This window comes from Aquitalea sp. (assembly GCF_030150775.1).
Taxonomy (GTDB): domain Bacteria; phylum Pseudomonadota; class Gammaproteobacteria; order Burkholderiales; family Chromobacteriaceae; genus Aquitalea; species Aquitalea denitrificans.
Genome location: NZ_JASLFG010000036.1, coordinates 96752 through 122114 on the forward strand (window position 1 = coordinate 96752; position 25363 = coordinate 122114).

General features: G+C 59.9%; 20 protein-coding genes. 8 read left to right on the top strand and 12 right to left on the bottom strand.

Annotated elements, in window-relative coordinates:
* Positions 1-8: 8 nt before the first annotated feature.
* The 7 genes from QVF59_RS12505 to QVF59_RS12535 form a co-directional block, all read right to left on the bottom strand.
* Positions 9-1391 carry a DUF2252 domain-containing protein gene (locus tag QVF59_RS12505; protein WP_159880146.1) on the bottom strand — a complete coding sequence of 461 codons (1383 nt, stop codon included), beginning with the start codon at positions 1389-1391 and terminating at the stop codon, positions 9-11.
* A gap of 362 nt (positions 1392-1753) precedes the next feature.
* Positions 1754-2113: a hypothetical protein gene (locus tag QVF59_RS12510; RefSeq protein ID WP_287880310.1), complete on the bottom strand. Its 360-nt coding sequence runs from the start codon at positions 2111-2113 to the stop codon at positions 1754-1756.
* Positions 2114-2190: 77 nt separating this feature from the next.
* Positions 2191-2643: a DUF2214 family protein gene (locus tag QVF59_RS12515; RefSeq protein ID WP_287880311.1), complete on the bottom strand. Its 453-nt coding sequence runs from the start codon at positions 2641-2643 to the stop codon at positions 2191-2193.
* A gap of 175 nt (positions 2644-2818) precedes the next feature.
* Positions 2819-4078, bottom strand: a complete 1260-nt coding sequence (locus QVF59_RS12520) for a glutamate-5-semialdehyde dehydrogenase (protein ID WP_287880313.1) — start codon at positions 4076-4078, stop codon at positions 2819-2821.
* A gap of 104 nt (positions 4079-4182) precedes the next feature.
* On the bottom strand, positions 4183-4569 hold the full coding sequence (locus QVF59_RS12525; protein WP_287880315.1) for a DUF1987 domain-containing protein: 387 nt from the start codon (positions 4567-4569) through the stop codon (positions 4183-4185).
* Between the two features lie 11 nt (positions 4570-4580).
* Positions 4581-5138 carry a SiaB family protein kinase gene (locus QVF59_RS12530; protein WP_159880136.1) on the bottom strand — a complete coding sequence of 186 codons (558 nt, stop codon included), beginning with the start codon at positions 5136-5138 and terminating at the stop codon, positions 4581-4583.
* A gap of 27 nt (positions 5139-5165) precedes the next feature.
* A complete protein-coding gene (locus QVF59_RS12535; RefSeq protein WP_205677464.1) occupies positions 5166-6407 on the bottom strand; it encodes a PP2C family protein-serine/threonine phosphatase in 1242 nt (413 codons plus the stop codon).
* 305 nt (positions 6408-6712) lie between these two features.
* On the opposite strand from QVF59_RS12535, the gene QVF59_RS12540 reads away from it, so the two are divergent.
* Positions 6713-8611: a propionate--CoA ligase gene (locus tag QVF59_RS12540; RefSeq protein WP_287880316.1), complete on the top strand. Its 1899-nt coding sequence runs from the start codon at positions 6713-6715 to the stop codon at positions 8609-8611.
* 95 nt (positions 8612-8706) lie between these two features.
* Here QVF59_RS12540 and QVF59_RS12545 read toward each other — a convergent pair whose 3' ends face one another.
* On the bottom strand, positions 8707-10332 hold the full coding sequence (locus QVF59_RS12545) for a methyl-accepting chemotaxis protein (protein WP_287880319.1): 1626 nt from the start codon (positions 10330-10332) through the stop codon (positions 8707-8709).
* Between the two features lie 337 nt (positions 10333-10669).
* The gene (locus tag QVF59_RS12550) at positions 10670-11974 is read right to left on the bottom strand and encodes a DUF3422 family protein (RefSeq protein ID WP_287880320.1); all 1305 of its coding nucleotides are present in this window, start codon (positions 11972-11974) and stop codon (positions 10670-10672) included.
* A 363-nt stretch (positions 11975-12337) separates the two neighbouring features.
* On the opposite strand from QVF59_RS12550, the gene QVF59_RS12555 reads away from it, so the two are divergent.
* The 4 genes from QVF59_RS12555 to QVF59_RS12570 are packed head-to-tail and all read left to right on the top strand — an operon-like array spanning position 12338 to position 16191.
* Positions 12338-13330, top strand: a complete 993-nt coding sequence (locus QVF59_RS12555) for a sulfate ABC transporter substrate-binding protein (RefSeq protein ID WP_287880323.1) — start codon at positions 12338-12340, stop codon at positions 13328-13330.
* A gap of 20 nt (positions 13331-13350) precedes the next feature.
* Entirely contained in the window at positions 13351-14181 is an 831-nt protein-coding gene (gene cysT / locus QVF59_RS12560; protein ID WP_287880463.1) for a sulfate ABC transporter permease subunit CysT, read from the top strand.
* A gap of 9 nt (positions 14182-14190) precedes the next feature.
* The gene (cysW, locus tag QVF59_RS12565) at positions 14191-15063 is read left to right on the top strand and encodes a sulfate ABC transporter permease subunit CysW (protein WP_287880326.1); all 873 of its coding nucleotides are present in this window, start codon (positions 14191-14193) and stop codon (positions 15061-15063) included.
* Positions 15064-15108: 45 nt separating this feature from the next.
* On the top strand, positions 15109-16191 hold the full coding sequence (locus QVF59_RS12570) for a sulfate/molybdate ABC transporter ATP-binding protein (RefSeq protein WP_287880328.1): 1083 nt from the start codon (positions 15109-15111) through the stop codon (positions 16189-16191).
* Positions 16192-16266: 75 nt separating this feature from the next.
* Here QVF59_RS12570 and QVF59_RS12575 read toward each other — a convergent pair whose 3' ends face one another.
* The 3 genes from QVF59_RS12575 to QVF59_RS12585 form a co-directional block, all read right to left on the bottom strand.
* Complete coding sequence (locus QVF59_RS12575; protein WP_089082893.1) at positions 16267-16701, bottom strand: DciA family protein; 435 nt, start codon at positions 16699-16701, stop codon at positions 16267-16269.
* A 98-nt stretch (positions 16702-16799) separates the two neighbouring features.
* The gene (locus QVF59_RS12580) at positions 16800-18116 is read right to left on the bottom strand and encodes an ABC transporter ATP-binding protein (protein ID WP_159880105.1); all 1317 of its coding nucleotides are present in this window, start codon (positions 18114-18116) and stop codon (positions 16800-16802) included.
* Positions 18117-18131: 15 nt separating this feature from the next.
* Positions 18132-19871, bottom strand: a complete 1740-nt coding sequence (locus QVF59_RS12585; protein ID WP_287880331.1) for an ABC transporter permease — start codon at positions 19869-19871, stop codon at positions 18132-18134.
* A 484-nt stretch (positions 19872-20355) separates the two neighbouring features.
* Here QVF59_RS12585 and secA point away from each other — a divergent pair, with 484 nt between their 5' ends.
* The 3 genes from secA (at position 20356) to rng (ending at position 25362) form a co-directional block, all read left to right on the top strand.
* Positions 20356-23073: a preprotein translocase subunit SecA gene (gene secA / locus QVF59_RS12590; protein WP_159880101.1), complete on the top strand. Its 2718-nt coding sequence runs from the start codon at positions 20356-20358 to the stop codon at positions 23071-23073.
* Between the two features lie 179 nt (positions 23074-23252).
* Positions 23253-23849, top strand: coding sequence for a Maf family protein (locus QVF59_RS12595; protein WP_159880099.1), 597 nt, complete (start codon positions 23253-23255; stop codon positions 23847-23849).
* Positions 23850-23865: 16 nt separating this feature from the next.
* The gene (gene rng / locus QVF59_RS12600) at positions 23866-25362 is read left to right on the top strand and encodes a ribonuclease G (protein ID WP_287880336.1); all 1497 of its coding nucleotides are present in this window, start codon (positions 23866-23868) and stop codon (positions 25360-25362) included.
* Position 25363: the final 1 nt, after the last annotated feature.

The following is a 25363-nucleotide window of genomic DNA, read 5'->3' on the forward strand; positions in this document are numbered from 1 at the left end:
TTATCTACTTATAGCTCCTGCTGGGCCAGGGCGGCAGTAAAAACAGCAAAATCACGTTTTACCTGATCGGCATAGGCAAGTGCATAGCTGGCGATGGCCAGGTCGAATTTGTCAGATTGTCCGATGTAGCCTGCCAGTCCGGCAGCTTGTCCACCGGATTTGGCGTGCGCGCGTGCTAGCGCCCAGGCGCAGGCTTGGCCAAAGGCGGTAAGGCTTTCACTGCTGGCAAAGGATTCCAGGGTCGGTGCTGCCTTCATGTCGCGCAGTTGGCGCACATAGAAGTGCCGGTCGCCTGGGCCGGTAGTCCAGCCCAGAAACAGGTCGCTGGCGGCCTGCATCAGACGCTGGCCAAACACCACCCGCTTGCCCTGATGGCCGTGGACGCAACGCTGGGTATAAGGTTCCAGCACCGAACTGCGTGCTTCCTTTAGTTGCAGGAACAAGGGCTGGTCGTAACTGTCTTGTAGCAGCATCACCAGACAGCGGGTGCCGACACTGCCCACACCGACTACCTTGAAAGCAGCATCCACCAGGCGGAACCTGTCCAGCAAAGCGCGGCGGTCTTCCTTCAGTGTATTGCTGTACCGGGACAGCATGGGCTGCAGCAGTTCCTGGTACTGCTCGTCACCCAGCCAGTGTTCGTCATTGCCCCATACCTGATCTTGCTGCTGCATGTGAAAGATAACCGGCGGATCATCACGCAGGCGCAGGTTGCCGTTCTCCAGAACCGTCATTTTCGGCAGCAGTTTTTCCTGAGTCTGGCCCCTGGCCTTGTCTGCCAGCTTGAGCAGTTGCTGGCGGATGCTGTCGCTGGGCGCACGCGCAAGCAGTTGTTCGAAACCGACCTTGCTGTACCACAGTTCCAACTGGCTGATGCGGGCATAGTCCTGCATGCGCCGGCGATAGGTGCTGACCAGCTGGCAAACAGCACGGGATGCGGCGTCATCGCTAAAACCGCGCTCACGCGAGGCCAGCACCACGCTGACGGCCAGGCGTTTCAAATCCCATTCCCACGGGCCGTGATGGGTTTCGTCGAAGTCGTTGATGTCAAACATCAACTGGCGTTCGGGCGAGGCAAAGAATCCGTAGTTCATCAAATGCGCATCGCCACATACTTGCATCGGCATGCCGCTGTGCGGGCCGGCTGCCAGATCAGCGGCCTGAATCATGGCCATACCTCGGAAAAAGGCAAACGGGGAGGCCTGCATGCGCTGATAGCGTAGCGGCACCAGCCCGGGGACGCGGCCAGCAGACGTCTGGCGCAGCATGGCGACCACATCGCGTTGTGGGCTAAGCACACATTCGGCCTGACGCGTGCGTGGGCAATGCTCTCGGCGAGCCCTGCCGGCGGCTAGGCGATCTTCATACTGGGGATGGGCGATGGTGGCCATGTGGATGTTCCAGAAATTGACTTCCGCCCCAGTGTAACCGTTCGGTCATGAAAATTTGATGATGTGATGGCGGCTTGGGCAGTTGCAGTGTATTGGCATGCCGGAACCGGCGATGACGAGCAGGCAATGATGCTGAGGCACTCAGCAGACTGTCCGTGTACTTATGCACAGAATAATGCACAGGCTATGCACACTATCCACCATGGCGGGTGGGAAAGGTTAAGTTGTGCACAGGGAAGTTTGGCCTCCCTGCAAGCCCTTGTCACATATTACAGACCAGCAAGCGGGCTTATGCACAGCTTGTTCAGTTTTTATCCCGGTTTTCCACAGATAAATGTGCTTTTTTATATTTATCCACAGGCTCATTCAGCACAGCGTTTGATCAGTCGTTGCCAGGGTGGGGTGAGCGGAATGCCGTTCTGGTCTGCCTGCAGTTGGCTGCCTTCCCCTTGCGGACGGATATCCACTTGCAGGCTGGTTTTGTTACTGACCGGGTTGAGCAGGCGGATGGATTCTGCCTTGTCTGCGGCGGTGTCACGCTTGACGTAGTCATCCGGAATCTTCAGGCGGCGAATGCCCTGCTGCAGGCAATCGGCAACCAGGGCCGGGGACTTGTCCGATGGCAGCTGCAGCGTGCTGTCGGCGTGAGCGGCAAGGCTGGTGCCAAGCAGAATGGCAAGGAGCAGGCCGCGCAGGAAGATGGAGGCTGGCTGTGGTGGCATTGTGATGACTCCGGCAGGTAATAGCCGATGGAGAGCCGGCATGCGCTGGTGGTTCCTGCTGACCGGCCAGGCAGATGTTAAGGAGTGTTGAACAGCCCGGACTGTAGCGCGGTGGAAATCACCAGGATCACCAGCAGCACAAGCAGCTGGCGTCTGCTGTGGTGTGCCAGCATGCTGCCGATTTCCTCGGTCGGCAAGCGCCCGCGTTCCAGTCGTTGCCGACATTGCCGTATCAGTGGGCGGGTACGGTATTCCTGCTGCAGCAGCAGGGCAATGCCCACCAGCTTGGCCATGGCCAGCGGCACCGGCCTGCCTTGCGACCACAGCAGGGAGAGATGGCTGGCTGCCAGCATGCTGCCACTGACTATCCACAACAGCAGGGACAGGCACCACCAGTTGTCGGCGCGCAGACTGCGTTGTACCGCGGGTGCATCGGGTGTGGATGCCAGATTGCGACCGCGCGCGGCAATCGCCCCCAGGCCGCAGCCCAGGGCCAGCAAATGTAGCGTGGCGAACAGCCATTGCAGCATGATGAGCCCCCCGGCCAATCTGGTTTGCCTACACTAGTGAAGCTGCCGGTGGCTGGCAAGTTGTGGCTGGTATTTCACTGGCATGAAAGTGGCAATGTGGGGAATTTGTCATGCCGCTGCCATGCAGGCATGAAAAAACCGGCCGTAGCCGGTTTCATCACGGAGTTGCTGCGGTTCAGCCGCGTACCTGACCATCACCCAGTACCACCCATTTCTGGCTGGTCAGCCCTTCCAGGCCTACCGGGCCGCGGGCGTGGATCTTGTCGGTGGAAATGCCGATTTCCGCACCCAGGCCGTATTCGAAGCCGTCGGCAAAGCGGGTGCTGGCATTCACCATCACGCTGGAAGAGTCTACCTCGCGCAGGAAGCGACGGGCGCGGCCGTAGTCTTCGCTGACGATGGCATCGGTGTGGTGGCTGCCGTAGTGGTTGATGTGCTCGATGGCTTCGTCCAGATCCTTCACCACCTTGATGGCCAGAATCGGCGCGGAGTATTCGGTAAACCAGTCGTCTTCTGTCGCTGCCACTACCTTGTCGCCCAGGATGGCACGGGTGCGTTCGCAGCCGCGCAGCTCCACGCCCTTTTCCCAGTAGGCCTCAGCCAGACGCGGCAGGATGAATTCGGCAAACGCGGTATGCACCAGCAGGGTTTCCATGGTGTTGCACGGTGCATAGCGCTGGGTCTTGGCATTCATCGCGATGTTGAATGCCTTGTCCGGATTGGCGGTGTCGTCGATATAGACATGGCAATTGCCATCCAGATGCTTGATCACCGGCACGCGGGCTTCGGCGCTGATGCGGGCGATCAGGCTCTTGCCGCCACGCGGCACAATCACGTCGACATATTGCTGCATGGTGATCAACTCACCCACGGCGGCGCGGTCGGTGGTTTCCACCACTTGCACCACTTCGGCGGGCAGGCCGGCCACGCGCAGGCCTTCGCTGACACAGGCGGCAATGGCCTGGTTGCTGTGGAAGGCTTCCGAGCCGCCACGCAAAATGGTGGCATTGCCGGACTTCAGGCACAGGCCGGCGGCATCGGCGGTGACATTGGGGCGGGCTTCGTAAATGATGCCCACCACGCCCAGCGGCACGCGCATCTTGCCCAGCTGGATGCCGGAAGGACGGTAGCAGAAGTCGTCCATTTCACCCACCGGGTCCGGCAGGGTGGCGATCTGGCGCAGGCCTTCGGCCATGCTGGCCACGGTGGCTTCACTCAGTGCCAGACGGTCGATGAAGGCGGCATCCAGCCCGGCGGCGCGGGCGGCGTCCAGATCTTGCTGGTTGGCCGCCAGCAGTTTGGCGCTATCACGCACGATGGCATCGGCCATGGCATTGAGCGCCTGGTTTTTCTGGCGGGTATCGGCCTTGGCAATGGCGCGGCTGGCTTTGCGCGCCGCCTGGCCGACGCGCTGCATGTAGTCCTTCACATTCATGGCGGATGTCCTGAAACAGATCACGATAGGGTAGTCGGCCAGATTACCCCAAAACCTGCTGCCGTATCCAGTCAGCCGCCAGATGGATATTGTCGGACAGTGGTTTACTCCACCAGGGCGCAGGGGTTGAAATCCAGCGCGGTGAAGTCGTCGGCCACTTCCTGGCCAAACTCCAGAATGGTTTCGTCATCCTCAATGTAGTGCCAGTTGAGCGTGACGTAATTACCGGCCACTGCCGCATCGTTGAACAGACCAAACAGTTCCAGCAGCACCTTGGTGCTGGAGCTGTTGAAATAGGCCAACTGAACATCCAGCGTGACCTGGGTGGATTGCAGGGTGGGCAGGTAGGCATTGATGGCCTGCATGATGGGGCCGAAGAAGGCGTGGGCATTTTCCGGATAGCTCTCGCCGCGCAGGCTTAACTGGTGGCGGTCGAACTGGAAATTCACTTCCGGCGTGGACGAAGTGGGCGCGATATACAGGTTTTGCATGATGGCTGCTTTTAAATGGTGGCTTTGAGGTAGAAAGTGGTGAAGGGCTTGCCGTCGGTTTCTTCAACAAAATCGAATTCGATGGGATTGCTGGAGTCACGTGCCACGGTGAGAAAGCCCAGCCCGGCTCCCTTGCTACCGGCTTCGCCTTCGGCACGCAGCTTTTCCTTGTAGCGCGCCTTGATTTCATCGTTGGTCATGGTGCGCAGCGGTTCGAGCTTGGCGCGGATGTGCTCTACCCCTTCGGCAGAGATGGGGTTGGCACACACCACGTAGAACTGGCCATCGGCCTCGCCTACCCATAGCGAACCCATGCGGATTTCGTGGTCGGCGGCTGCGCTGGCACTCAGGTGATCAGCGGAGTAGTGCACCACGTTCTGCGCCATTTCCACGAAGACTGAAAACAGCTTGCGGCGGGCGGTCTGGCTGGCATCCAGGCTGGCCAGGCGCAGGCGCAGCGAGTCGCCCATGGCGGTGACGATGCTCTGGGAAAAATAGCCGGTGTAGTAGAACACCACGTTTTCCTGGCGGGCCAGTTCCTTGAATCGGTGAAAGTCGGTCAGGCTCATGCTTTGTTTTCCTGGTACGAATGGGCTTCAGGCAAGGTGGACGCCAAACAGGCTGACGTCATCGCGACGGCTGTTTTCGCCCTGCCATTTGAGGAAGGCATCGATCAGCAGCTTCTGCTGCTGTTGCATGGGTTTGCTAGCGTGCTTGAGGATGTTTTCCTTCAGCCGCTTTTTGCCAAAGCAGATGCGCTTGGGGCCGCCAATCTGGTCGATGATGCCGTCGGTGCTGATATACAGCCTGCTACCCGGCGGCAACTGTAGCTGGTGATTGTCCCAGTGATAGTCCAGCGGCGTGCCGACATAGCCCACACCTTTCTTGTTGCCGTCCAGCGTGTCCACCTCCTCTTTGCCCGGCTGCAGTACAAACAGCGGCGTCTTGGCCGAGGCGTAGGTGAGGGTGCGACTGGTGTTGTCGAACCAGCAGAAGGCACCGTCCATGCCATCGTCCGAGTTCAGTTCCGGGTGGTCGGCCTGGCCGGCTTCTTCCGGGGTGAGCTGGCCTAGCGACTGTTTGACCTGCTGGTTGATGGCGCGCAGCAGGGCGGCCGGGTTGTGCAGGTCGTGGCTGCTCAGTACCTGTTTCAGGGTGGAGGCCATGATCAGCGTCATGAAGGCCCCGGGCACGCCATGGCCGGTGCAGTCGATGACGGCCACAAAGAAGCCATCCGGCCGTTTGACAAAGTAGTAGTAGTCACCGCCGACGATGTCGCGCGGGGCCCACACCATGAAGTAATCGTCCAGCGCCGCTGCCATGTCGCGGCGCGAGCTTTGCAGGAAGGACTGCTGGATTACGCTGGCGTAGTTGATGCTCTCCATCATCTGGCGGTGTTTCTCCGCCTGCTGGTCGGCCAGTGCCTGCATCAGCGATACGCCCTGACCCATGCCGGCGTAAGCATTATCCAGACTGATCAGAAAACCGTCCGACAGCACCTTGCGGTCGGCTTCCAGCGCCATGAAGGACAGCTCGGTGATGGGGGTGAGGTAGTCCACGATCAGCGGGCTGGCATTCATGAAGGCGGTGCAGGGCTTGCGGCCAAAGATTTCACGGTGAAAAGGCCGCGCCAGCGTGCTCATGAAGGTGTTGCGGTTGATGATGCCCACCGCACGCTGATGTTCCACCACCGGGATATTGGCCAGCGATTCGTCCTGCGAAAACAGCTCCAGTACGTGGTAGTTGTTGTCTGAAGGGCTCACGGTTGGCGGCGTTTGCAACAAATGACCAGCCATCGTGGCGGTATGCGCGGCCTGGGGCGTGCTATCTAGCGGCATGGTGTTTCTCGGCAAAAAGTAACTGGCCGCAGTCTAGAGACCCAGCATGATGATTCGGTTACCGAGCTATGAAATTTGGTTTATCGCTAATAAAAATTGCCAAAATTGGTAAGTATTATTGATAAGTGAAGTTAAGTGTATTTTGATGCGTACGCTGTTGTTTCCGACCCCACCGCGAGGAAGTGGAGGCAGATCTACCGGCGATGAAACTTGACCCTGTGCGGCAAAGGGCTTATTTTGTTAATCTAGCAACCGCTTGGTTGATAAATAAAATAATGAACTAGCCTACATCCTCGGGAGACTGCATGAGCGCCTATCAAGAATTTCACCGCCGTTCCATCGAGCAGCCAGAAGCCTTCTGGGGTGCCGAGGCGCAGCGCATTCACTGGCACAAGCCCTACTCGCAAGTACTGCAATACGACAATCCGCCGTTTCGCCAATGGTTTGCCGGTGGCGAAACCAATCTCTGTTACAACGCGGTAGACCGTCACCTGGAAAGCCGACCCGACCAGGCTGCGCTGATCTATGTTTCCAGCGAAACCGGAGCTGAAATCACCTACACCTACCGCCAGCTGTACGAGGAAGTCAGCCGCTTTGCCTCCATCATGCAGGCGCAGGGCGTAGGCAAGGGTGACCGGGTATTGATTTACATGCCGATGATTCCCGAAGCCGTGTTTGCCATGCTGGCCACGGTGCGGCTGGGGGCGATTCACTCGGTGGTGTTTGGCGGTTTTGCCTCGGCCAGCCTGGCCACCCGTATCGAAGACGCTGCGCCCAAGCTGCTGGTGACCGCCGATGCCGGCATGCGCGGCGGCAAGGTGATTGCCTACAAGCCGCTGGTGGACGAGGCGATGGAACTGGCAGGCAGCGCCGCACCAGCCAAGGTGATCCTGGTCAACCGTGGTTTGGCCGAAGCGCCGATGATGAAGCCGGGGCGCGATCTGGATTACGCCACCCTGCGCCAGCAGCATCTGGATGACCGTGCCGAGGTGGTGTGGGTGGAATCCAATCACCCCAGCTACATCTTGTATACCTCCGGCACCACCGGCAAACCCAAGGGCGTGCAACGCGATACCGGCGGCTACGCTGTGGCGCTGGCTTCCAGCATGGAATACATCTATGGCGGCAAGGCGGGGGAAACCTATTTTTCCACCTCCGACATCGGCTGGGTGGTAGGCCACTCCTACATCGTCTATGCCCCGCTGATTTGCGGCATGGCCACGCTGGTGTACGAGGGGCTGCCCATCCGTCCGGACCCAGGCATCTGGTGGCAGCTGGTGGAAAAATACCGTGCCACCATCATGTTCTCCGCCCCCACCGCCATCCGCGTGCTGAAAAAGCAAGACCCGGAATGGCTGCACAAGTATGACTTGTCCAGTCTGCGTGCCCTGTTCATGGCCGGCGAGCCGCTGGACGAACCCACCGCCAGCTGGATTGCCGACGAGCTGAAGATTCCGGTACTGGATAACTACTGGCAGACCGAAACCGGCTGGCCGATGCTGACCGTGTGCAACGGTGTGGAAGCCCTGCCCACCAAGCTAGGCAGCCCCGGTCTGCCAGTGTATGGCTATAACGTGAAGTTGCTGGACGAGGCCACCGGAGAGGAAGTTCCGGCGGGTGAAAAGGGCGTAATTGCGGTGATTCCGCCGCTGCCGCCGGGCTGCATGAGCACGGTGTGGGGGCAGGACGAGCGCTTTGTAAACACCTATTTCAGCCTGTTTCAGGATCGCAAGGTGTATTCCTCGTTTGACTGGGGCATTCGCGATGCCGATGGCTACTTCACCATTCTTGGCCGTACCGATGACGTGATCAATGTGGCTGGTCACCGCCTGGGCACCCGTGAAATCGAGGAAGCCGTGTCAGGCCATTCCGCCATTGCCGAAGTGGCGGTGGTGGGGGTGCATGACACGCTGAAGGGCCAGGTGCCGCAGGCTTTTGCCGTGCTGCGCGATCCCTCGGTGTTGAAAGACCCGGCCAAGAAAGCCGCACTGGAAAAAGAAGTGATTGCCAAGGTGGCATCCCAGCTGGGAGCCATTGCCAATCCGGCACGGGTGTATTTCGTCAACCAGCTGCCCAAGACCCGTTCCGGCAAGGTGCTGCGCCGTTCGATACAGGCGCTGGCCGAGGGGCGTGACCCGGGCGACCTGACCACACTGGACGATCCGACCGGGCTGGAGCAAGTGCGCGAGGCCGTGCAGTCCTAGCTGGACGACAGATTGGGTGGAAGCAGCCGGTGCGGGTCAGTTACCGGCTGTGGATTCAGCCGCATCCTTTGCCGGATGCGGTTTTTTTATGACTGTCAGGCGCGGAACACGCCAATGGCAGCATTCAGCGCCTTGGCATGGCTGTTGAGCTGGTCCGATGCCGCGGCAGAGGATTCTACCGTCGCCTGGTTGGACTCGGTCATGCTGGCCACTACTTCGATGCGCTGGGCCATGTCGCTCATGGCACTTTGTTGCTCATGCAAGGCCAGGCTGATGCCCTGGATGTGCTGGGCGATCTGGTCGGTATTCTGGCGGATGCCACTGATGGCTTCACGTGCCTTGTGGGTTTGTTCTACACCGTGACTGGACGCATCCACGCTGCTTTGCATCACGCCCACCACGTTGCTCATGCCCTGGCGGATGGTGTCGATCTGACCGGAAATTTCCACCGTGGCCACACCGGTGCGCTCGGCCAGCTTGCGCACTTCATCGGCTACCACGGCAAAGCCACGGCCCATTTCCCCGGCGCGTGCCGCCTCAATCGCGGCATTGAGTGCCAGCAGATTGGTCTGGTCGGCAATGTCATGAATGGTGCGGGTAATGGAGGCTATGGCGTCGGTCTGCTTGTCCAGATTGTCGATGGCGCTGGCGGCACTGCCGATACGCTCGGCAATATGGTTGATGTCGCTGGCCGTGGCATGGATCAGCTGTTCGCAATCACTCACCATGGCACCGGCGGTGCGCGCTTCCTGGCCCACCTCGTCGCTCTGGTCGCCCAATTGCTGGATGCTTTGCAATACTTCTTCCACCGATACGCTCATCAGACGGGTGGACTCGCTTTGTACCGTGCTGCTTTGCTGCAGATTGTGAGCTGTCGCGTTCATGCTGCCAGCGCTGCTGTCCAGCTCGCCTGACAGGTTGCGGATATTACTGGTGATATCGCGCAGCTGGCGCTGCATGGCCGCCAGGCTATCCAGCAGGCTGCCCTGGCTGGCGGCTGAGAGTTCGATGTGCTGGCTCAGGTCGCCGCTGGCAATGCGGTTGGCCACCTCCATTGCCAGGGCCGGTTCGCCGCCCAGCACGCCAAATACACGGCGGTACAGCAGAACGCCGCCTAGCAACACCACAATGACCAGCACGGCAGTCAGGCCCAGCATCATATTGCGCAGATCCGCTGCAGTCTGGTTCATGGCTGCATAGGCTGAATTATCGCGTTTCTGGATTTCCGTGTGTAGTGCTTCTACTTGTCTGGTCAGTGTTTCAGCCCGGTCATCAAAGCCGCTGCCCTTCTCCTTCATCAGTACGTTACCGGCTTCGCGTCCGCCATCGACATAGGCCTTGGCCATGCGTTTTCCCACCGCATAGAACTGGTCCAGCGACTGTTGCATGCCATTTACCTGGCTGCTCAGCTGCGGGTCAAGGCGGCTGATGTTCGGCAGGTTTTGCAACAGGGCCTGATAGTGCTCTTCGGCGTCCTTGTAGCCATCAGCCTCGCCGGTGGCGCTGACATCGGTAAGAAATTGCTGGATCTGCACCACGTGGTAGCGCACATCGGCCATGTTCCGCACCAGCGCATTGGTGATGTCCAATTCGTAATGGGCAGTCTGGTCTATGCGTTGCAGACTGAAGAGCATGATGCTGCCAAGAGCAAGTAACAGGGCTACGACAATGGCAATGAACCCGGTGAGAACGGGTTTGAGCTTCTGGTTTTGATGGGACATGGTGAGTAACCGCGCGGTGGGTGGGGCTGAAGTCTGCTGTTGTAGCGAAGTCGCTGATTTCATTCAATTGCCCGTGCAGACAGTGGCAAGCTGCTGTAATGGGCGGGGTGACGTATCTGGAGTGGATACGAATTGGCTGTAGCAAGACAAGGTAAACCCTGAAATTAAAGTGGTAATTTTCCTGGAATGTTTATCAACTGACAATAAGAATAGTTAATAACCAGATGATTCTGAGCTGCTTGCGGCCCTGCTTGCCAGCGCTCCGGTGTAGCAATGCAAAAGAGCCGGACTACGCAATATAGGCCGGCTCCTGAAGTTTCTGTGTGCTGCTGTCCTGTTACAGTTCCTTGTGCCCGCTTCCCAGTGAGGCCTTCAGCTTGTGCATGCTGAACCACACCACCAGTGCCACTAGCGGAATGGCAATGCCGGTCAGCAGCTCGATATTCAGATGTACACCTACCGATTCGACTGCAGCCAGCAGATGGTGCAGCAGGCTCACCATGTAGTAGGTCAGCACACCAACAGACAAGCCTTCCACCGTTTCCTGCAAGCGCAGCTGCAAGGCGGCACGGCGATCCATGCTGGCAAGCAAGGCGCGGTTCTGTTCTTCGTGCAGCACTTCCACCCGGGTACGCAGCAGGGCGGTGGTGCGTTGCAGGCGGGCGGTGATGCGGTCCTGCCGCCGCAGGACGGTGTCGCAGGTATTCATTGCCGGGGATAGCCGCCGTTCCATGAACTCACGGAAGGGCTGCATGCCGGAGATGCGCTGTTCGCGCAATTCGCCAATGCGTGCTTCCACCAGGCGGTAGTAGGCCTGTGAAGCAGAAAAGCGATACTGACTTTCCGATATCAACTGCTCCACCCGGGTGGCAAGGCCGGTCAACTCGGACAGCAGTTGTGCGTCCGAGCCATTGCCCTCACTGCCGGCCATGCGTTCGGTAATGGCGCGCAGCGCGATGCCCAGATTGTCCAGATCACGCATTTGCTTCTTGGCAATGGGCAGGGCCAGCAAGGTGAGCATGCGGTAGGTTTCCAGCTCGAACAGCCGCTGCAGCATGCGACCGGACTGGTTGGGGCCCATGGCGCGGTCCACCACCACATAGCGGGAGAATCCTTCAGCCAGCCGGGCATCCGGATGCAGGCGCAGGTCGGTATAAGCGGCACCGTTGCCATCGCCGATTTCGGCACCAATCAGCTCGCGACCGCCAAACCAGCGGCTGGACATGTCGGCCAGCTCGGTTTCGCGCTCGGCCGGCAGCAGCACGGCATGCAGTGCCACCAGCACCACGCCGGGCAGATCGCGTAGCCAGGCTGGTGGGATGCGGTCCAGCGGCGTGCGGTCGAACGGGTCGTTGCAATCGCCACTAACAATGAAGGTGTAGCGGGCAAACTCGGCATGCAGCGACCAGCGCACCATCAGGTCGCCAGCACTGGCTGAATAATAAGCCTGGCCGGGCAGGGGGGCGGGCAGGCCCATGCGCTCGGCCAGGTTGGCCAGCGCAGCACGCTGCGGGACGTCGTCAAAGTCGTAATACAGGCTGAGCGAGGTTAGCCGGGCCGGCGAGGGAATGGCGGCATAGGGCCGGGCATGGGCCTCTTCATTCAGTTCACGGCGCAGGTGGTGCGGAGTGAGTGTGGTCATGGCTGGTCCTGAAAAATAAACGGTTTCAGTGCTGAGGAGGCCGCCGGACCCGTCAGGACTCAAACCGCTTGAGCGCAACAGCATACCTGATCGTCGCTTCATCACACCATGCAATTACCGCGCCAGGGTGGTGCTTGTTGGCTGACCACCATTCAGCTGTGGTTGTGCGGCCATGAGCAGCGTGTTTGCTGCATGGAGGGGGGTGGATTTTCTAGCGGAGAGGATGGCAGGGTGGAAAGTTGCTTGCCACCCTACATTGGTTTTATAGATTAATTTGATATAAATGTAGTAAATAATATTATTATTTAGAATAAAACGACCGGGTTAGCATGAAGGCCGTTCCCAATCATTCCGGAGTCCATCATGAAATTGCGCGCCCTTGCCGGCCTTCTCGCCGTGGTCCTGTCCGCTCATGCACTGGCTGATGCCAGCTTGCTGAATGTGTCTTACGACGTGATGCGCGATTTCTACAAGGACTACAACCCGGCCTTCCAGAAAGCCTACAAGGCCAGGACCGGCGAAACCGTCACCATCCAGCAGTCGCATGGCGGCTCCAGCAAGCAGGCCTTGTCGGTGGCCAATGGCCTGGCGGCGGATGTGATCACCATGAACCAGGCATCGGACATCGACCTGCTGGCCACCCGTGGGCTGATTCCGGCCAACTGGTCCAGCCGCCTGCCCAATGCCTCGGTGCCGTTTACCTCCACCACAGTGTTCCTGGTGCGCAAGGGTAATCCGCACAAGGTGCGTGACTGGAACGATCTGGCCAAACCGGGCGTGCAGGTGATCATCCCCAATCCGAAAACCTCGGGCAATGGCCGCTACACCTATCTGGCCGCCTGGGGTGCCGGGCTGAAACAGCCGGGCGGCAGCGAAGCCAAGGCGCGTGCACTGGTGACGGGCATCTTCAAGAATGTGCCGGTGCTGGATGGCGGTGGCCGTGCCGCCACCACTACCTTCATGCAGCGCCAGATTGGCGATGTGCTGGTGACCTTCGAGAACGAGGCCGAGCTGATTGCCCGCGAATTTGGCCGTGGCAGCTTTGAAATTGTCTACCCGCCGCTGTCGGTGCTGGCAGAAAACCCGGTGGCCATTGTTGACAAGGTGGTGGACAAGAAGGGGACACGCAAGCAGGCCGAAGACTACCTGCGCTTCTTGTGGAGTACTGAAGGCCAGACCATTGCCGCACAAAACTATCTGCGCCCGCAGGACAAGGCGGTGGCGCAGAAATTCGATGCCCAGTTTCCCTATGTGAAAACCTTTACCGTGCAGAGCGTGTTCGGTTCCTGGGCGGCGGTCAATAAAAAGCACTTTGCCGATGGCGGTGTGTTTGACCAGATCTACAGCAAGCATTAAGTGGAGCCAGCGTGAGCAATATCCTGAATCTGCGTCATAGTGTGCTGCCGGGTTTCCGGCTCAGCTTTGGCATTACCCTGTTCTGGCTGGCGCTGATCGTGCTGCTGCCTTTTGCCGCGCTGGTGTATTCCACCGTCGGCATGGGCTGGGACGGTTTCGCCGCTGCAGTGGGCAGCCCGCGGGTAATGGCATCCATCCGGTTGTCTTTTGCCACGGCCGGTCTGTCCGCCCTCATCAACCTGGTATTCGGCTTTCTGGTGGCCTGGGTGCTGGTGCGCTACCCCTTCCCCGGCAAGCGGCTGGTGGATGCGCTGGTGGACCTTCCGTTTGCCCTGCCTACCGCAGTGGCCGGTATCGCGCTGACCACCCTGTATGCGCCCAATGGCTGGATCGGCCAGTTTCTGGCCCCGCTGGGCATCAAGGTGGCGTTCACTCCGCTGGGCATCATCGTGGCGCTCACCTTCATCGGCCTGCCCTTTGTAGTGCGAACCGTACAGCCGGTGCTGGAAGACCTGGAAAAGGAACTGGAAGAAGCCGCCACCTGCCTGGGTGCCAGCCGCTGGGACATTTTCCGCCGCGTAATCTTTCCGGCCACGCTGCCCGCGCTGATTACCGGCGGCACCATGGCTTTTGCCCGCGCCACCGGTGAATACGGCTCGGTCATCTTCATTGCCGGCAATATTCCGATGGTGTCGGAAATCGCGCCGCTGATCATCGTCTCCAAGCTGGACCAGTTCGACCAGCAAGGGGCCACCGCGGTGGCGCTGGTGATGCTGGGCATTTCCTTTGTCTTCCTGTTGTTGATCAACCTGATCCAGTGGTGGGCCGCACGCCGCCACGGTGCGCGTTAAGGGGTAAACATGGCCACTCTGACGACTGAAAGCCGCCCGGTACGCTATGCCCTCACCGCCGTGGCGCTGGTATTTTTGTTCCTGTTCTTGCTGCTGCCCCTGATCGGCGTGTTCTGGGAGGCATTGCACAAGGGCTGGCAGCTGTACCTGACTGCGCTGGTGGAGCCGGAGGCGCTGTCCGCCATCAAGCTGACACTGATTTCCGCCGCCATCGCGGTGCCGCTCAACCTGGTGTTTGGCGTGGCAGCGGCCTGGGCCATTGCGCGCTTTGAATTCCGCGGCAAAAGCCTGCTCACCACGCTGATCGACCTGCCTTTTGCCGTATCGCCGGTGGTAGCCGGGCTGATGTTCATCCTGCTGTTCGGTGCCAATACCGTTGCCGGAAGCTGGCTGCAGGACCACGGCCTGCAGGTGATCTTTGCCGTGCCGGGCATCGTACTGGCCACGGTATTTGTCACCTTCCCCTTTGTCGCCCGCGAGCTGATTCCGCTGATGCAGTCGCAAGGCGCGGATGAGGAGCAGGCCGCCATTGTGCTGGGGGCCAGCGGCTGGCAGACCTTCTGCAAGGTGACGCTGCCCAATATCAAGTGGGGTCTGCTGTACGGGGTGATCCTGACCAACGCCCGTGCCATGGGTGAATTTGGCGCAGTCAGCGTGGTGTCGGGTCATATCCGGGGTGAAACCAACACCATCCCGCTGCATGTGGAAATCCTTTACAACGAATACAACTTTGTTGGCGCCTTTGCCTGCGCCTCGCTGCTGGCCATGCTGGCCTTGATCACCCTGCTGGTGAAGTCGCTGGTGGAATGGCGGCTGCACCGCCAGCAACAGGCCTCCACCCTGCGTACTGCCGAAGCCCGGCTACAGGCCGCACAACCGTAAACGATCTGGTGGACCGCTGCTGTTGGCTGCGGTCGGAGAACAAGCATGAGCATTGAAATCCGCAATATCCGCAAACAGTTCGGCCAGTTCACCGCGCTGGACAATGTCAGTCTTGATGTCGCTTCCGGCGAGTTGCTGGCGCTGCTGGGGCCATCCGGCTGCGGCAAGACCACCTTGCTGCGCATCATTGCCGGGCTGGAACGGCCCGATGCCGGCCAGGTGCTGTTTGGCGGTGCCGACGCCACCCATACCCATGTGGCCGAACGTCAGGTGGGCTTTGTGTTCCAGCATTACGCGCTGTTCCGCCACATGACGGTATTCGACAACGTGGCTTTTGGCCTGTCGGTCAAGCCGCGCCGCGAACGCCCGTCGCAAGAGGAAATCCGCGAACGGGTGATGAAGTTGCTGAAGATGGTGCAGCTGGACTGGCTGGCCGATGCCTATCCCGGCCAGTTGTCCGGCGGCCAGCGCCAGCGTATTGCCCTGGCCCGTTCGCTGGCGGTAGAGCCCAAGGTGCTGCTGCTGGACGAACCCTTCGGTGCGCTGGATGCCAAGGTGCGCAAGGACTTGCGTCGCTGGCTGCGCGAGCTGCACAACGACATGCACATCACCAGCGTGTTTGTGACCCACGATCAGGAAGAAGCGCTGGAAGTGTCCGACCGCGTGGTGGTGATGGATCACGGCCATATCGAGCAAGTGGGCCGTCCGGATGATATCTACGAACATCCGGCCACGCCTTTTGTCACCCAGTTCCTCGGCGATGTGAACCTGTTCCACGGCCGGGTGGATGCCGGTCAGCTCACCATCGGCAATTACGAACAGGCGCTGAGCCAGCATCAGGACGCCAGCGGCGATGCCGCGGTGGCCTATGTTCGCCCGCATGATCTGGACCTTACCTTGAAGGCCGATGGTGCATTGGCGCAAGGCCGGGTCGAGCACATTCACGCTGTCGGGCCGGTGGTGCGGGTTGAGCTGCAGCAGGCTGATGGCCAGACTATCGAGGCGGCGGTCAGCAAGGAGCGTTTCCGCGCGCTGGGCATCGTGCCGGGAGATACCGTGTATGTGACCCCGCGCAAGCTGGCGGTATTCCTGCAAGATGCCGCTGGACAGCAGGACTATGTAATCTGATTGTCGCTGCCCGCACACGAAACAACAGGCCGTAACCATTCAGGGTTCCGGCCTGTTTTCATTGGCAGGCGGGGTTCAGGAACGAGACTTGTGATGGGCAATCAGCCGCGCCAGTGCGGCGCTCACCAGCGGGTTGCTCACCTGCTGCGCACCGGCTTCGATTTCAGCCAGCGCCTGCTGGCTGATGCCGATGCGCTTGGGCGGTGGCGGTGGTGGCGTCAGGTGGATGTCCACCTTGATGCGCACCTTGCTGGCGCTGTAGCCGCGTGCTTCCAGCGGGGCCAGCAGGCTGTTGCCCATCATGCGCAGCCGGGCTGCAACAATGCCGTTGTTGGCAAACACCACCAGTTCGCCATCGCGAATGCGCACCGCACGACAGGCCTCGGCCAGCTGCGGTGGCAACTGGCTGCGGAATACCTGGTCCAGCGCCATCAGCGCATTGGCCTCGCGCGTGAGCTGGCGCAGCGTGCTGTCGCCGCGGGCGATATCTTCAAACTGGCGTTCTGACATGGGGCGTCTGACTGGGGGTAAGCGGCTATTGTAGCCGAATAACGCACAAGGGCCGCGCCCTGATGGGTGCGGCCCTTGCGGTAAAGACAGGAGGGCGCTTACTGCGCGCCTTCCACGTCTTCCAGGCTGAAGGTTTCGCTGTGGTCGTTATAAGAGAAGATCTCGGCATAACGGCCCCAGCTGATTACCGTATCCAGTGTTTCCTCGGCGGCACCATCGCTGAGCGAATCTTCCAGCTCCTGTTCAAAGCGCAGGCGCGGTGCGCGCTGGCCCGGGCGTTCCTGCAACACGCGGCGGATGCGTGCCGCCAGCGGGATGTGGCGCAGCAGATGCTCGGCAAATATCACTTTGCGTTCTTGTGTGCCATAGTCGGCAAACAGTTTGCCGGCAGCGGTCAGTTCGATGTCTCCATCACGCAGTTCGACAAAGCCCAGGTGTTCCAGTGTTTCCGTGACCGGAAACAGGTCGTCCACCTCCAGCAGCAGCTTGCTGCCGATTTCCGGCAGGTCGGCGCGGCCGTTGTACGGTGCGGCTGCCAGTGCTTCCATCAGGCCGGCCATCAGGTTGGTGGATACTTCGGTCAGCGGGCTGCCGATTTCCAGTTGCACCTTGTGCAGGGTATCGGCGCTGCGGCGCTGGGTCATCAGGGCATAGATATCGTCCACCATCTTGCGGAAGGTGGGGTCCAGCCGGTCGCGCGGATGGGCGAATGGTACCTTGATTTCCGCCACCACCCGGCCCGGATTGGATGACAACACCATGATGCGGTCACACATGAACACCGCTTCTTCGATGTTGTGGGTGACGATGAGGATGGACTTGATTGGTAGCTGCTTCTGGTTCCACAGGTCGAGCAGGTCGGTACGCAGGGTTTCCGCAGTCAGCACGTCCAGCGCCGAGAACGGTTCATCCATCAGCAGCAGGGTGGGGTTCACCACCAGGCCGCGGGCAAAGCCCACGCGCTGGCGCATGCCGCCGGACAATTCGCGCGGGTAGGCGTTTTCAAAGCCGTCCAGGCCGATCAGGTCGATGGCGGCCAGCGCGCGGCGACGGCGTTCCTTGGGTTCCACGCCCAGCGCTTCCAGCCCGGCTTCCACGTTTTGCAGCACGGTCAGCCAGGGGAACAGGGCAAAGGTTTGAAATACCATGGCCACGCCTTCGGCCGGACCGGTCAGTGGCTGGCCGCAGTAGTTCACTTCACCGGCGCTGGCCTGAATCAGCCCGGCAATAATGCGTAGCAAGGTGGATTTCCCCGAGCCGGAGCGTCCCAGCAGGCCGACGATTTCCCCTTCGTGCAAGGTAAGATTAACGTCGTCCAGCACCTGGATATCTTCCTCGCCACCTTTGTGGTAGCCCTTGTCGACATGCTTGAGGGAGAAGATTTCCTGTCTCAGGGTTGTAGTTTCGTGTGGCATGGATTTCCCCCTGATTTAGTTGAGACGGAGTTTGTTTTCGGCAATGGCGTACAGCGGACGCCACAGTAAGCGGTTAAACAGCACGACAAACAGCGACATCACGCAGATGCCGAGCAGAATCTTGGGAAAGTCGCCGGCGGCGGTGGTCTGGGCGATATAGGCACCCAGGCCGTGGGCGGCCAGCTTGTCATCGCCCCAGGACACCATTTCCGACACGATGCTGGCATTCCAGGCACCGCCGGACGCGGTGATGGCACCGGTGATGTAGTAGGGGAAGATGCCCGGCAGCATCACCTGCTTCCACCATTGCCAGCCCTTGATGTGGAAATTGGCGGCCGCTTCGCGGAAGTCATTGGGGAAGGCGCTGGCACCGGCCACCACATTGAACAGGATGTACCACTGCGTGCCCAGCACAATCAGCGGTGACAGCCAGATATCCGGGTTCAGCTTGAAGTGGACGATGAACACCACGAATACCGGAAACAACAGGTTGGCCGGGAAGGCGGCCAGAAACTGCGCCACCGGCTGGATCATCTCAGCCAGGCGCGGACGCAGGCCGATCAGCACTCCCAGCGGCACCCAGACGATGGAGGCCAGCGCAATCAGCAGGGTGACGCGAATCAGGGTGATGAAGCCCAGGCCAATCACCTTGAAGGTTTCGCCCAGCCCCACCTCGCTGCTGATGAAGCTGTACAGCCGCCAGCTGACATAGCCGCACAGCAGCACCATGAAAGCACCCCACAGCATATCCAGCCCGCGCGATACGCCGGAGTGGGGCTCGGTATGGATGGCACGTGGCAGGCTGATATTCAGCCGCAGGCGCGCCAGCTTTTTCAGCAATTTGCCAAACGGGCGCAGCAGCTGCTGGATGAAGCGGGTGCGCTGGATCAGGTTCAGCACCCAGGATTCCGGTGCCGCCTGCGACATGGTGTCTTCCAGGCGGAACTTGTCGGCCCAGGCCACCAGCGGGCGGAACAGAAACTGGTCGTAGATGATGATGACCACGGTCATGGTGAGAATCACCCAGCCCACCGCCGCCAGGTTCTTCTGGGCGATGGCCATGGCCAGGTAGGAGCCCACGCCCGGCAGGGTGACGGTCTTGTCACCCACGGTAATGGCTTCGGAGGCCACCACGAAGAACCAGCCGCCGGACATGGACATCATCATGTTCCAGATCATCCCCGGCATGGAGAACGGCACTTCCAGCTTCCAGAATTTCTGCCAGCCGGACAGGCGCAGGTTCTGCGACACCTCTTTCAGGTCGTTGGGCACGGTGCGCAGCGACTGATAGAAGCTGAAGGTCATGTTCCATGCCTGCGAGGTGAAGATCGCAAAGATGGCGGCAAACTCCGCACCCAGCACCCGGCCGGGAAACAGCGCCAGGAAAAAGGTGACGGTGAAGGAGATATAGCCCAGCACCGGCACCGATTGCAGGATGTCCAGAATGGGCACCAGCAACTGGCCGGCGCGGCGGCTCTTGGCTGCCAGCGTGCCGTAGATCAGCGTGAACACGATGGACGCCAGCATGGCCGCCAGCATGCGCAGCGTGGTGCGCACGGCGTATTCGGGCAGATTGGCCGCATCCAGCGAGATCGGTTCGGTCTGCAAGGCACTGATGGGTGCCCAAGTACCTTCGATGCCGGTGGTGGCAAATAACAGAAAGCCCAGAATCAGGGGGAAAGCGATCAGATCCCAGCGATTGGGCAGCAGCCGTCTGGCTGTGGCAGGAATAAACGGACGGATAACGCTAGTCATCAGGCCTCTCCGATTGGTGTGGTTAACCTGGCGGCACGGTGCAGGCTCCGTTCCGCTTCTTCATCAGATGAGCACCATCTTTTGTTATGTCACGGCTGGCCGTGGGCAAACATCAAACTGGCTCTGCAAACGCGCACGAATGATAACAAGGCAAACATCAAGTTTTGATGAAATCTGACAAATTTTTGTATGGATTATGTAACGACAACATTTGCTGAAAAATATCTGCAACATCCCGATTTGCAAGTATTTAAAGCCATCCGCGCTTACTTTGGCAATTTCTCGATGTTGCCTGCTTTACGGGGTGGAGCCTCTGCTGCAGGACACGGATGGCAGCTTGCCATCGGGGCCTCGCTTCGGCGAGTAATTTGGCTGCCATGGCTTGATTCAGCGCAAGCTCGCCCCCATAACCTAGTCTCGCGGATGTGCTACACTTTCGCCTATTTTGTTTTGTCGGCCCGTCCGGGCCTCTGGATTGGAATACATGATTTCCTCGCTACTCAAGAAAGTATTTGGCAGCCGCAACGACCGCCTGCTGAAACAGTATCGTCAGGAAGTGGCGCGCATCAATGCCCTCGAAGATGGCATGCAAGCGCTGTCCGACGAGGCTTTGGCGGGAAAAACCGCCGAGTTCAAAAAGCGCATCGCTGAGGGCGCAACGCTTGACAGTATCCTGCCGGAGGCCTTTGCCGTCTGCCGCGAGGCCTCGTGCCGTGTGCTGGGCATGCGTCACTTCGACGTGCAGCTGATTGGCGGCATGGTGCTGCACAACGGCAAGATTGCCGAAATGCGTACCGGTGAGGGCAAGACCCTAGTGGGCACCTTGCCGGTGTACCTGAATGCACTCACCGGCAATGGCGTGCATGTCATCACCGTCAACGACTACCTGGCCAGCCGTGACGCCGGCATCATGGGCCGCCTGTACAACTTCCTCGGCCTGACCGTGGGCGTGAACCTGTCGCAGATGGCACATGATGACAAGCAAGCTGCCTATGCCTGCGACATCACTTACGGTACCAATAACGAATTTGGTTTTGACTACCTGCGCGACAACATGGTGTTCACCACCGGCGAGAAGGTGCAGCGCAAGCTGGCTTTCGCCGTGGTCGACGAAGTGGACTCCATCCTGATTGACGAAGCGCGTACCCCGCTGATCATCTCCGGCCCGGCTGAAGACAATATCGACATGTACCAGCGCATGAACGCGGTACCGCCGCTGCTCAAGCGCCAGGAAACCGAGGACGGCGAGGGTGACTACTGGGTGGATGAAAAAGCCCATAGCGTGCTGTTGTCCGAAGCCGGTCACGAGCATTGCGAAGACATCCTGGTACAGCTGGACATGCTGAAGGAAGGCGACAGCCTGTACTCGGCCACCAACATCACCCTGATGCACCACCTGATGGCCGCGCTGCGTGCCCATTCGCTCTTCCATCTGGACCAGCACTACGTGGTGCAGGATGGCGAAGTGGTGATCGTGGATGAATTCACCGGCCGCCTGATGGCGGGCCGTCGTTGGTCGGAAGGCCTGCACCAGGCCGTGGAAGCCAAGGAAGGCGTGGAAATCAACCGCGAAAACCAGACCCTGGCCTCCATCACCTTCCAGAACTACTTCCGTCTGTACGGCAAGCTGTCCGGCATGACCGGCACGGCCGATACCGAAGCCTACGAATTCCAGAGCATCTACGGCCTGGAAACGGTGGTGATCCCCACCAATCGCCCGATGCAGCGCAAGGACGCACAGGACAAGGTTTACCGTTCGGCGCGCGAGAAGTACGACGCCATCCTGGCCGATATCAAGGACTGCCAGGAACGTGGTCAGCCAGTACTGGTGGGTACCACCAGCATTGAAAACTCCGAGCTGATTGCCGAGCTGCTCAAGCAGGCCAAGCTGCCGCACAATGTGCTGAACGCCAAGGAACATGCGCGTGAAGCTGACATCGTGGTACAGGCCGGTCGCCCGGGCGTGATTACCGTAGCCACCAATATGGCCGGTCGTGGTACCGACATCGTGCTGGGTGGCAACCCGGAACCGGAAATCCGTGCGGTACAGAAGGACGACAGCCTGTCTGAAGACGAGCAGAACGCCCGTATCGAAGCCATCCGCGCCGAATGGAAGCTGCGTCACGACGCCGTGCTGGCCGCAGGCGGCCTGCACATCATCGGTACCGAGCGTCATGAATCGCGCCGTATCGACAACCAGTTGCGTGGCCGTTCCGGCCGTCAGGGCGACCCGGGTTCTTCCCGCTTCTACCTGAGCCTGGAAGACCCGCTGTTGCGCATTTTTGCCTCCGACCGCGTGGCTGCCATCATGGACCGCCTGAAAATGCCGGACGGCGAAGCCATCGAACACCCGTGGGTTTCCCGCTCCATTGAAAACGCCCAGCGCAAGGTGGAAGGCCGCAACTTCGACATCCGCAAGCAATTGCTGGAATACGATGACGTGGCCAACGACCAGCGCAAGGTGATCTACCAGCAGCGCAATGACATCCTGCAGGATGAAGACGTCAGCGCGGTGGTGGTGAACATGCGCGAAGGCGTGCTGTCCGACCTGGTGGACCTGCACCTGCCGCCGGAATCCATGGAAGAGCAGTGGGATCTGGTGGGCCTGGAAAAGACACTGGAAGCCGAATTCCAGCTGGCCGCACCGGTGGCGGACTGGATCAAGGCCGAATCCACGCTGGATATTCCGGATATCAAGCAACGTATTATCCAGCTGGCTGCTGATGCCTATCAGGCCAAGGTGGAACTGGCCGGCGAGCAGGTGATGCGCCAGTTTGAACGCAGCCTGGTACTGCAGATGCTGGATACCCACTGGCGCGAGCATCTGGCGGCCATGGACCACCTGCGTCAGGGCATTCATCTGCGTGGTTATGCGCAGAAGAACCCCAAGCAGGAATACAAGCGCGAAGCGTTCGAACTGTTTGCAGACATGCTGGAACGTATCAAGCGCAGCGTGGTGAACGTGCTGATGACTGTTCAGATTCGCGGTCAGGAAGACGTGGACGCAGTCGAGCCGCATCAACTGGGTGAGTATGAAATGCAGCATGCCGAGCCGGGCTCCTCGCTGGGCGAGGACGATGGCGAGGAAAACCCGCTGTCGCCGGAAATGCTGGCCGAGCAAGGTCTGCGCGTCAGCCGCAACGATCCTTGTCCCTGCGGCAGCGGTAAAAAGTACAAGCAGTGCCATGGCCGTCTGGCCTGAGTCCGACCATCGTCTGACCATGCCATGACCCACCAAACGCCCTGCCTTGTTGCAGGGCGTTTTGCGTAGGTGCTTCTACCAGGCCGGGCGCTTTTGCGGTGCAGCAGATAGTCGGCCATGGGCCGCTCTGCTAACCTTGCAGCTAAATAAATATTGATAACACTGGCAGCGACAACATCATGACCCCAAGCGATACCCGTATTTACCTGGCATCCGGCAGCCCGCGTCGTCGCGAACTGCTGGAACAGCTGGGCGTGCACCTGGAACGCATCCACGCCGACATCGACGAGTCGGTATTGCCCGGTGAAAACGCAGTAGCCTATACCGAGCGCCTGGCGCGTGAAAAAGCCGCTGCCGGCTGGGCCGTAGTGCAAAACTGCGGTTTGCCGTCACGCCCCTTGTTGTCCGCCGACACCACCGTGGTGCTGGAGGGTGAAATCTATGGCAAGCCGGCTGATGCTGCCGATGCCGCGCGCATGCTGCGGGCCTTTTCCGGTCGCAGCCATCAGGTGGTGACCAGTGTGGCCATCCGCCAGGATGAACGCGTCGAACTGCGCACCAGCATTACCGAAGTGCATTTCCGTGTGCTGAGCGAAACCGACATCCAGCGCTATATCGACAGTGGCGAGCCCTTCGACAAGGCCGGTGCCTATGGCATCCAGGGCCTGGCGGCGGTGTTCATCGACCATATCGCCGGCAGCTATACCGGGGTGATGGGCCTGCCGATGTTTGAAACCGCAGAACTGCTGGGCTTGTTTGGCCACCAATTCCCTTAATCAAGGAGGAAAGACCATGCTGCATCAGTCCATTCCTCTGCCGCGCGACATCCAGCGCCCCAAGGAACAGATTCTCGTCAACATCACGCCACAGGAAACCCGGGTGGCGGTGCTGGAAGATTCCATCGTGCAGGAACTGCACGTAGAGCGTGCCGCCAGCCGCGGCATTGTCGGCAACATCTATCTGGGCCAGGTCAAGCGCGTGCTGCCGGGCATGCAGAGCGCCTTCATCGAAATCGGCCTGGAGCGCGCCGCCTTCCTGCATATCGCCGATGTGCTGGAACAACGTCAGCATCCTACTGAGCCGCAGCGCATCGAAAAAATGCTGTTTGAAGGCCAGACCGTGCTGGTGCAGGTGATCAAGGACCCGATTGGCACCAAGGGTGCGCGCCTGTCCACCCAGATTTCGCTGGCCGGTCGTTTTCTGGTGCATCTGCCGCAGGAAGAACACATCGGCATCTCGCAGAAGATCGAGAGCGAGGCCGAGCGCCACAGCCTGAAGGCGCGGCTGGAAAAGCTGCTGCCGCCGGAAACGCCACGTGGCTACATCATCCGCACCAGTGCCGAAACCGCCAGCAATGACGAGCTGCAGGCCGACATCGAATACTTGTCCAAGCTGTGGGCCGACATCCGCCACAAATCACAGCACCTGCCGGCACAAAGCCTGCTGTACGAAGACCTGCCGCTGGCGGTGCGCGTGCTGCGCGACATGGTGAGCGACACCACCGAGCACGTGATTGTCGACTCGACCGAAAACTACAGCCGCATGGTGGAGTTTGCCGAGCAATACGTGCAATCCTCGGTGCGCAAGATCGAGCGCTATTCGGGCGAGCGCCCGCTGTTTGAGCTGTTTTCCATCGAGGCGGAAATCGACAAGGCACTGTCGCGGCGGGTGAACCTGAAGTTTGGCGGTTACCTGATCATCGACCAGACCGAGGCGATGACCACCATCGACGTCAACACCGGTGGCTTTGTCGGCAACCGCAATTTCGACGAAACCATCTTCAAGACCAATCTGGAAGCCACCCAGGCCATTGCCCGCCAGCTGCGGCTGCGCAATCTGGGCGGCATCATCATTGTCGACTTCATCGACATGGATAATGAGGAACACCAGACGGCGGTGCTGACCGAGGTGGCGAAGGCACTGGCGCGCGACCGTACCCGTGTCACGCTCAACGGCTTTACCAGCCTGGGTCTGGTGGAAATCACCCGCAAGCGCACCCGCGAAAGCCTGGCGCATGTGCTGTGCGAACCCTGCCCCACCTGCCAGGGGCGTGGCGAAATCAAGACCGCCCAGACCGTGTGTTACGAGGTGCAGCGCGAAATCGTGCGCGAGGCACGCCAGTTTGATGCCAAGGGCTATCGCATCCTGGCGGCCCAGCCGGTGATCGACATGTTCCTGGATGAGGAATCGCAAAGCCTGGCCATGCTGGTGGACTTCATCGGCAAGCCGATTTCGCTATCGGTGGAATCCACCTATACCCAGGAACAGTTTGACGTGGTCCTGTTGTAAG

What these genes read in the sequence shown, in the direction of transcription:
- QVF59_RS12585 (WP_287880331.1), bottom strand. Translation starts at nt 19,871, where the DNA reads ATGACTAGCGTTATCCGTCCGTTTATTCCTGCCACAGCCAGACGGCTG.
- QVF59_RS12570 (WP_287880328.1), top strand. Translation starts at nt 15,109, where the DNA reads ATGAGCATTGAAATCCGCAATATCCGCAAACAGTTCGGCCAGTTCACC.
- QVF59_RS12545 (WP_287880319.1), bottom strand. Translation starts at nt 10,332, where the DNA reads ATGTCCCATCAAAACCAGAAGCTCAAACCCGTTCTCACCGGGTTCATT.
- QVF59_RS12535 (WP_205677464.1), bottom strand. Translation starts at nt 6,407, where the DNA reads ATGCCGCTAGATAGCACGCCCCAGGCCGCGCATACCGCCACGATGGCT.
- QVF59_RS12515 (WP_287880311.1), bottom strand. Translation starts at nt 2,643, where the DNA reads ATGCTGCAATGGCTGTTCGCCACGCTACATTTGCTGGCCCTGGGCTGC.
- QVF59_RS12540 (WP_287880316.1), top strand. Translation starts at nt 6,713, where the DNA reads ATGAGCGCCTATCAAGAATTTCACCGCCGTTCCATCGAGCAGCCAGAA.
- secA (WP_159880101.1), top strand. Translation starts at nt 20,356, where the DNA reads ATGATTTCCTCGCTACTCAAGAAAGTATTTGGCAGCCGCAACGACCGC.
- QVF59_RS12575 (WP_089082893.1), bottom strand. Translation starts at nt 16,701, where the DNA reads ATGTCAGAACGCCAGTTTGAAGATATCGCCCGCGGCGACAGCACGCTG.
- QVF59_RS12520 (WP_287880313.1), bottom strand. Translation starts at nt 4,078, where the DNA reads ATGAATGTGAAGGACTACATGCAGCGCGTCGGCCAGGCGGCGCGCAAA.
- cysW (WP_287880326.1), top strand. Translation starts at nt 14,191, where the DNA reads ATGGCCACTCTGACGACTGAAAGCCGCCCGGTACGCTATGCCCTCACC.
- QVF59_RS12595 (WP_159880099.1), top strand. Translation starts at nt 23,253, where the DNA reads ATGACCCCAAGCGATACCCGTATTTACCTGGCATCCGGCAGCCCGCGT.
- QVF59_RS12550 (WP_287880320.1), bottom strand. Translation starts at nt 11,974, where the DNA reads ATGACCACACTCACTCCGCACCACCTGCGCCGTGAACTGAATGAAGAG.
- QVF59_RS12510 (WP_287880310.1), bottom strand. Translation starts at nt 2,113, where the DNA reads ATGCCACCACAGCCAGCCTCCATCTTCCTGCGCGGCCTGCTCCTTGCC.
- QVF59_RS12555 (WP_287880323.1), top strand. Translation starts at nt 12,338, where the DNA reads ATGAAATTGCGCGCCCTTGCCGGCCTTCTCGCCGTGGTCCTGTCCGCT.
- QVF59_RS12580 (WP_159880105.1), bottom strand. Translation starts at nt 18,116, where the DNA reads ATGCCACACGAAACTACAACCCTGAGACAGGAAATCTTCTCCCTCAAG.
- QVF59_RS12530 (WP_159880136.1), bottom strand. Translation starts at nt 5,138, where the DNA reads ATGAGCCTGACCGACTTTCACCGATTCAAGGAACTGGCCCGCCAGGAA.
- QVF59_RS12525 (WP_287880315.1), bottom strand. Translation starts at nt 4,569, where the DNA reads ATGCAAAACCTGTATATCGCGCCCACTTCGTCCACGCCGGAAGTGAAT.
- QVF59_RS12505 (WP_159880146.1), bottom strand. Translation starts at nt 1,391, where the DNA reads ATGGCCACCATCGCCCATCCCCAGTATGAAGATCGCCTAGCCGCCGGC.
- rng (WP_287880336.1), top strand. Translation starts at nt 23,866, where the DNA reads ATGCTGCATCAGTCCATTCCTCTGCCGCGCGACATCCAGCGCCCCAAG.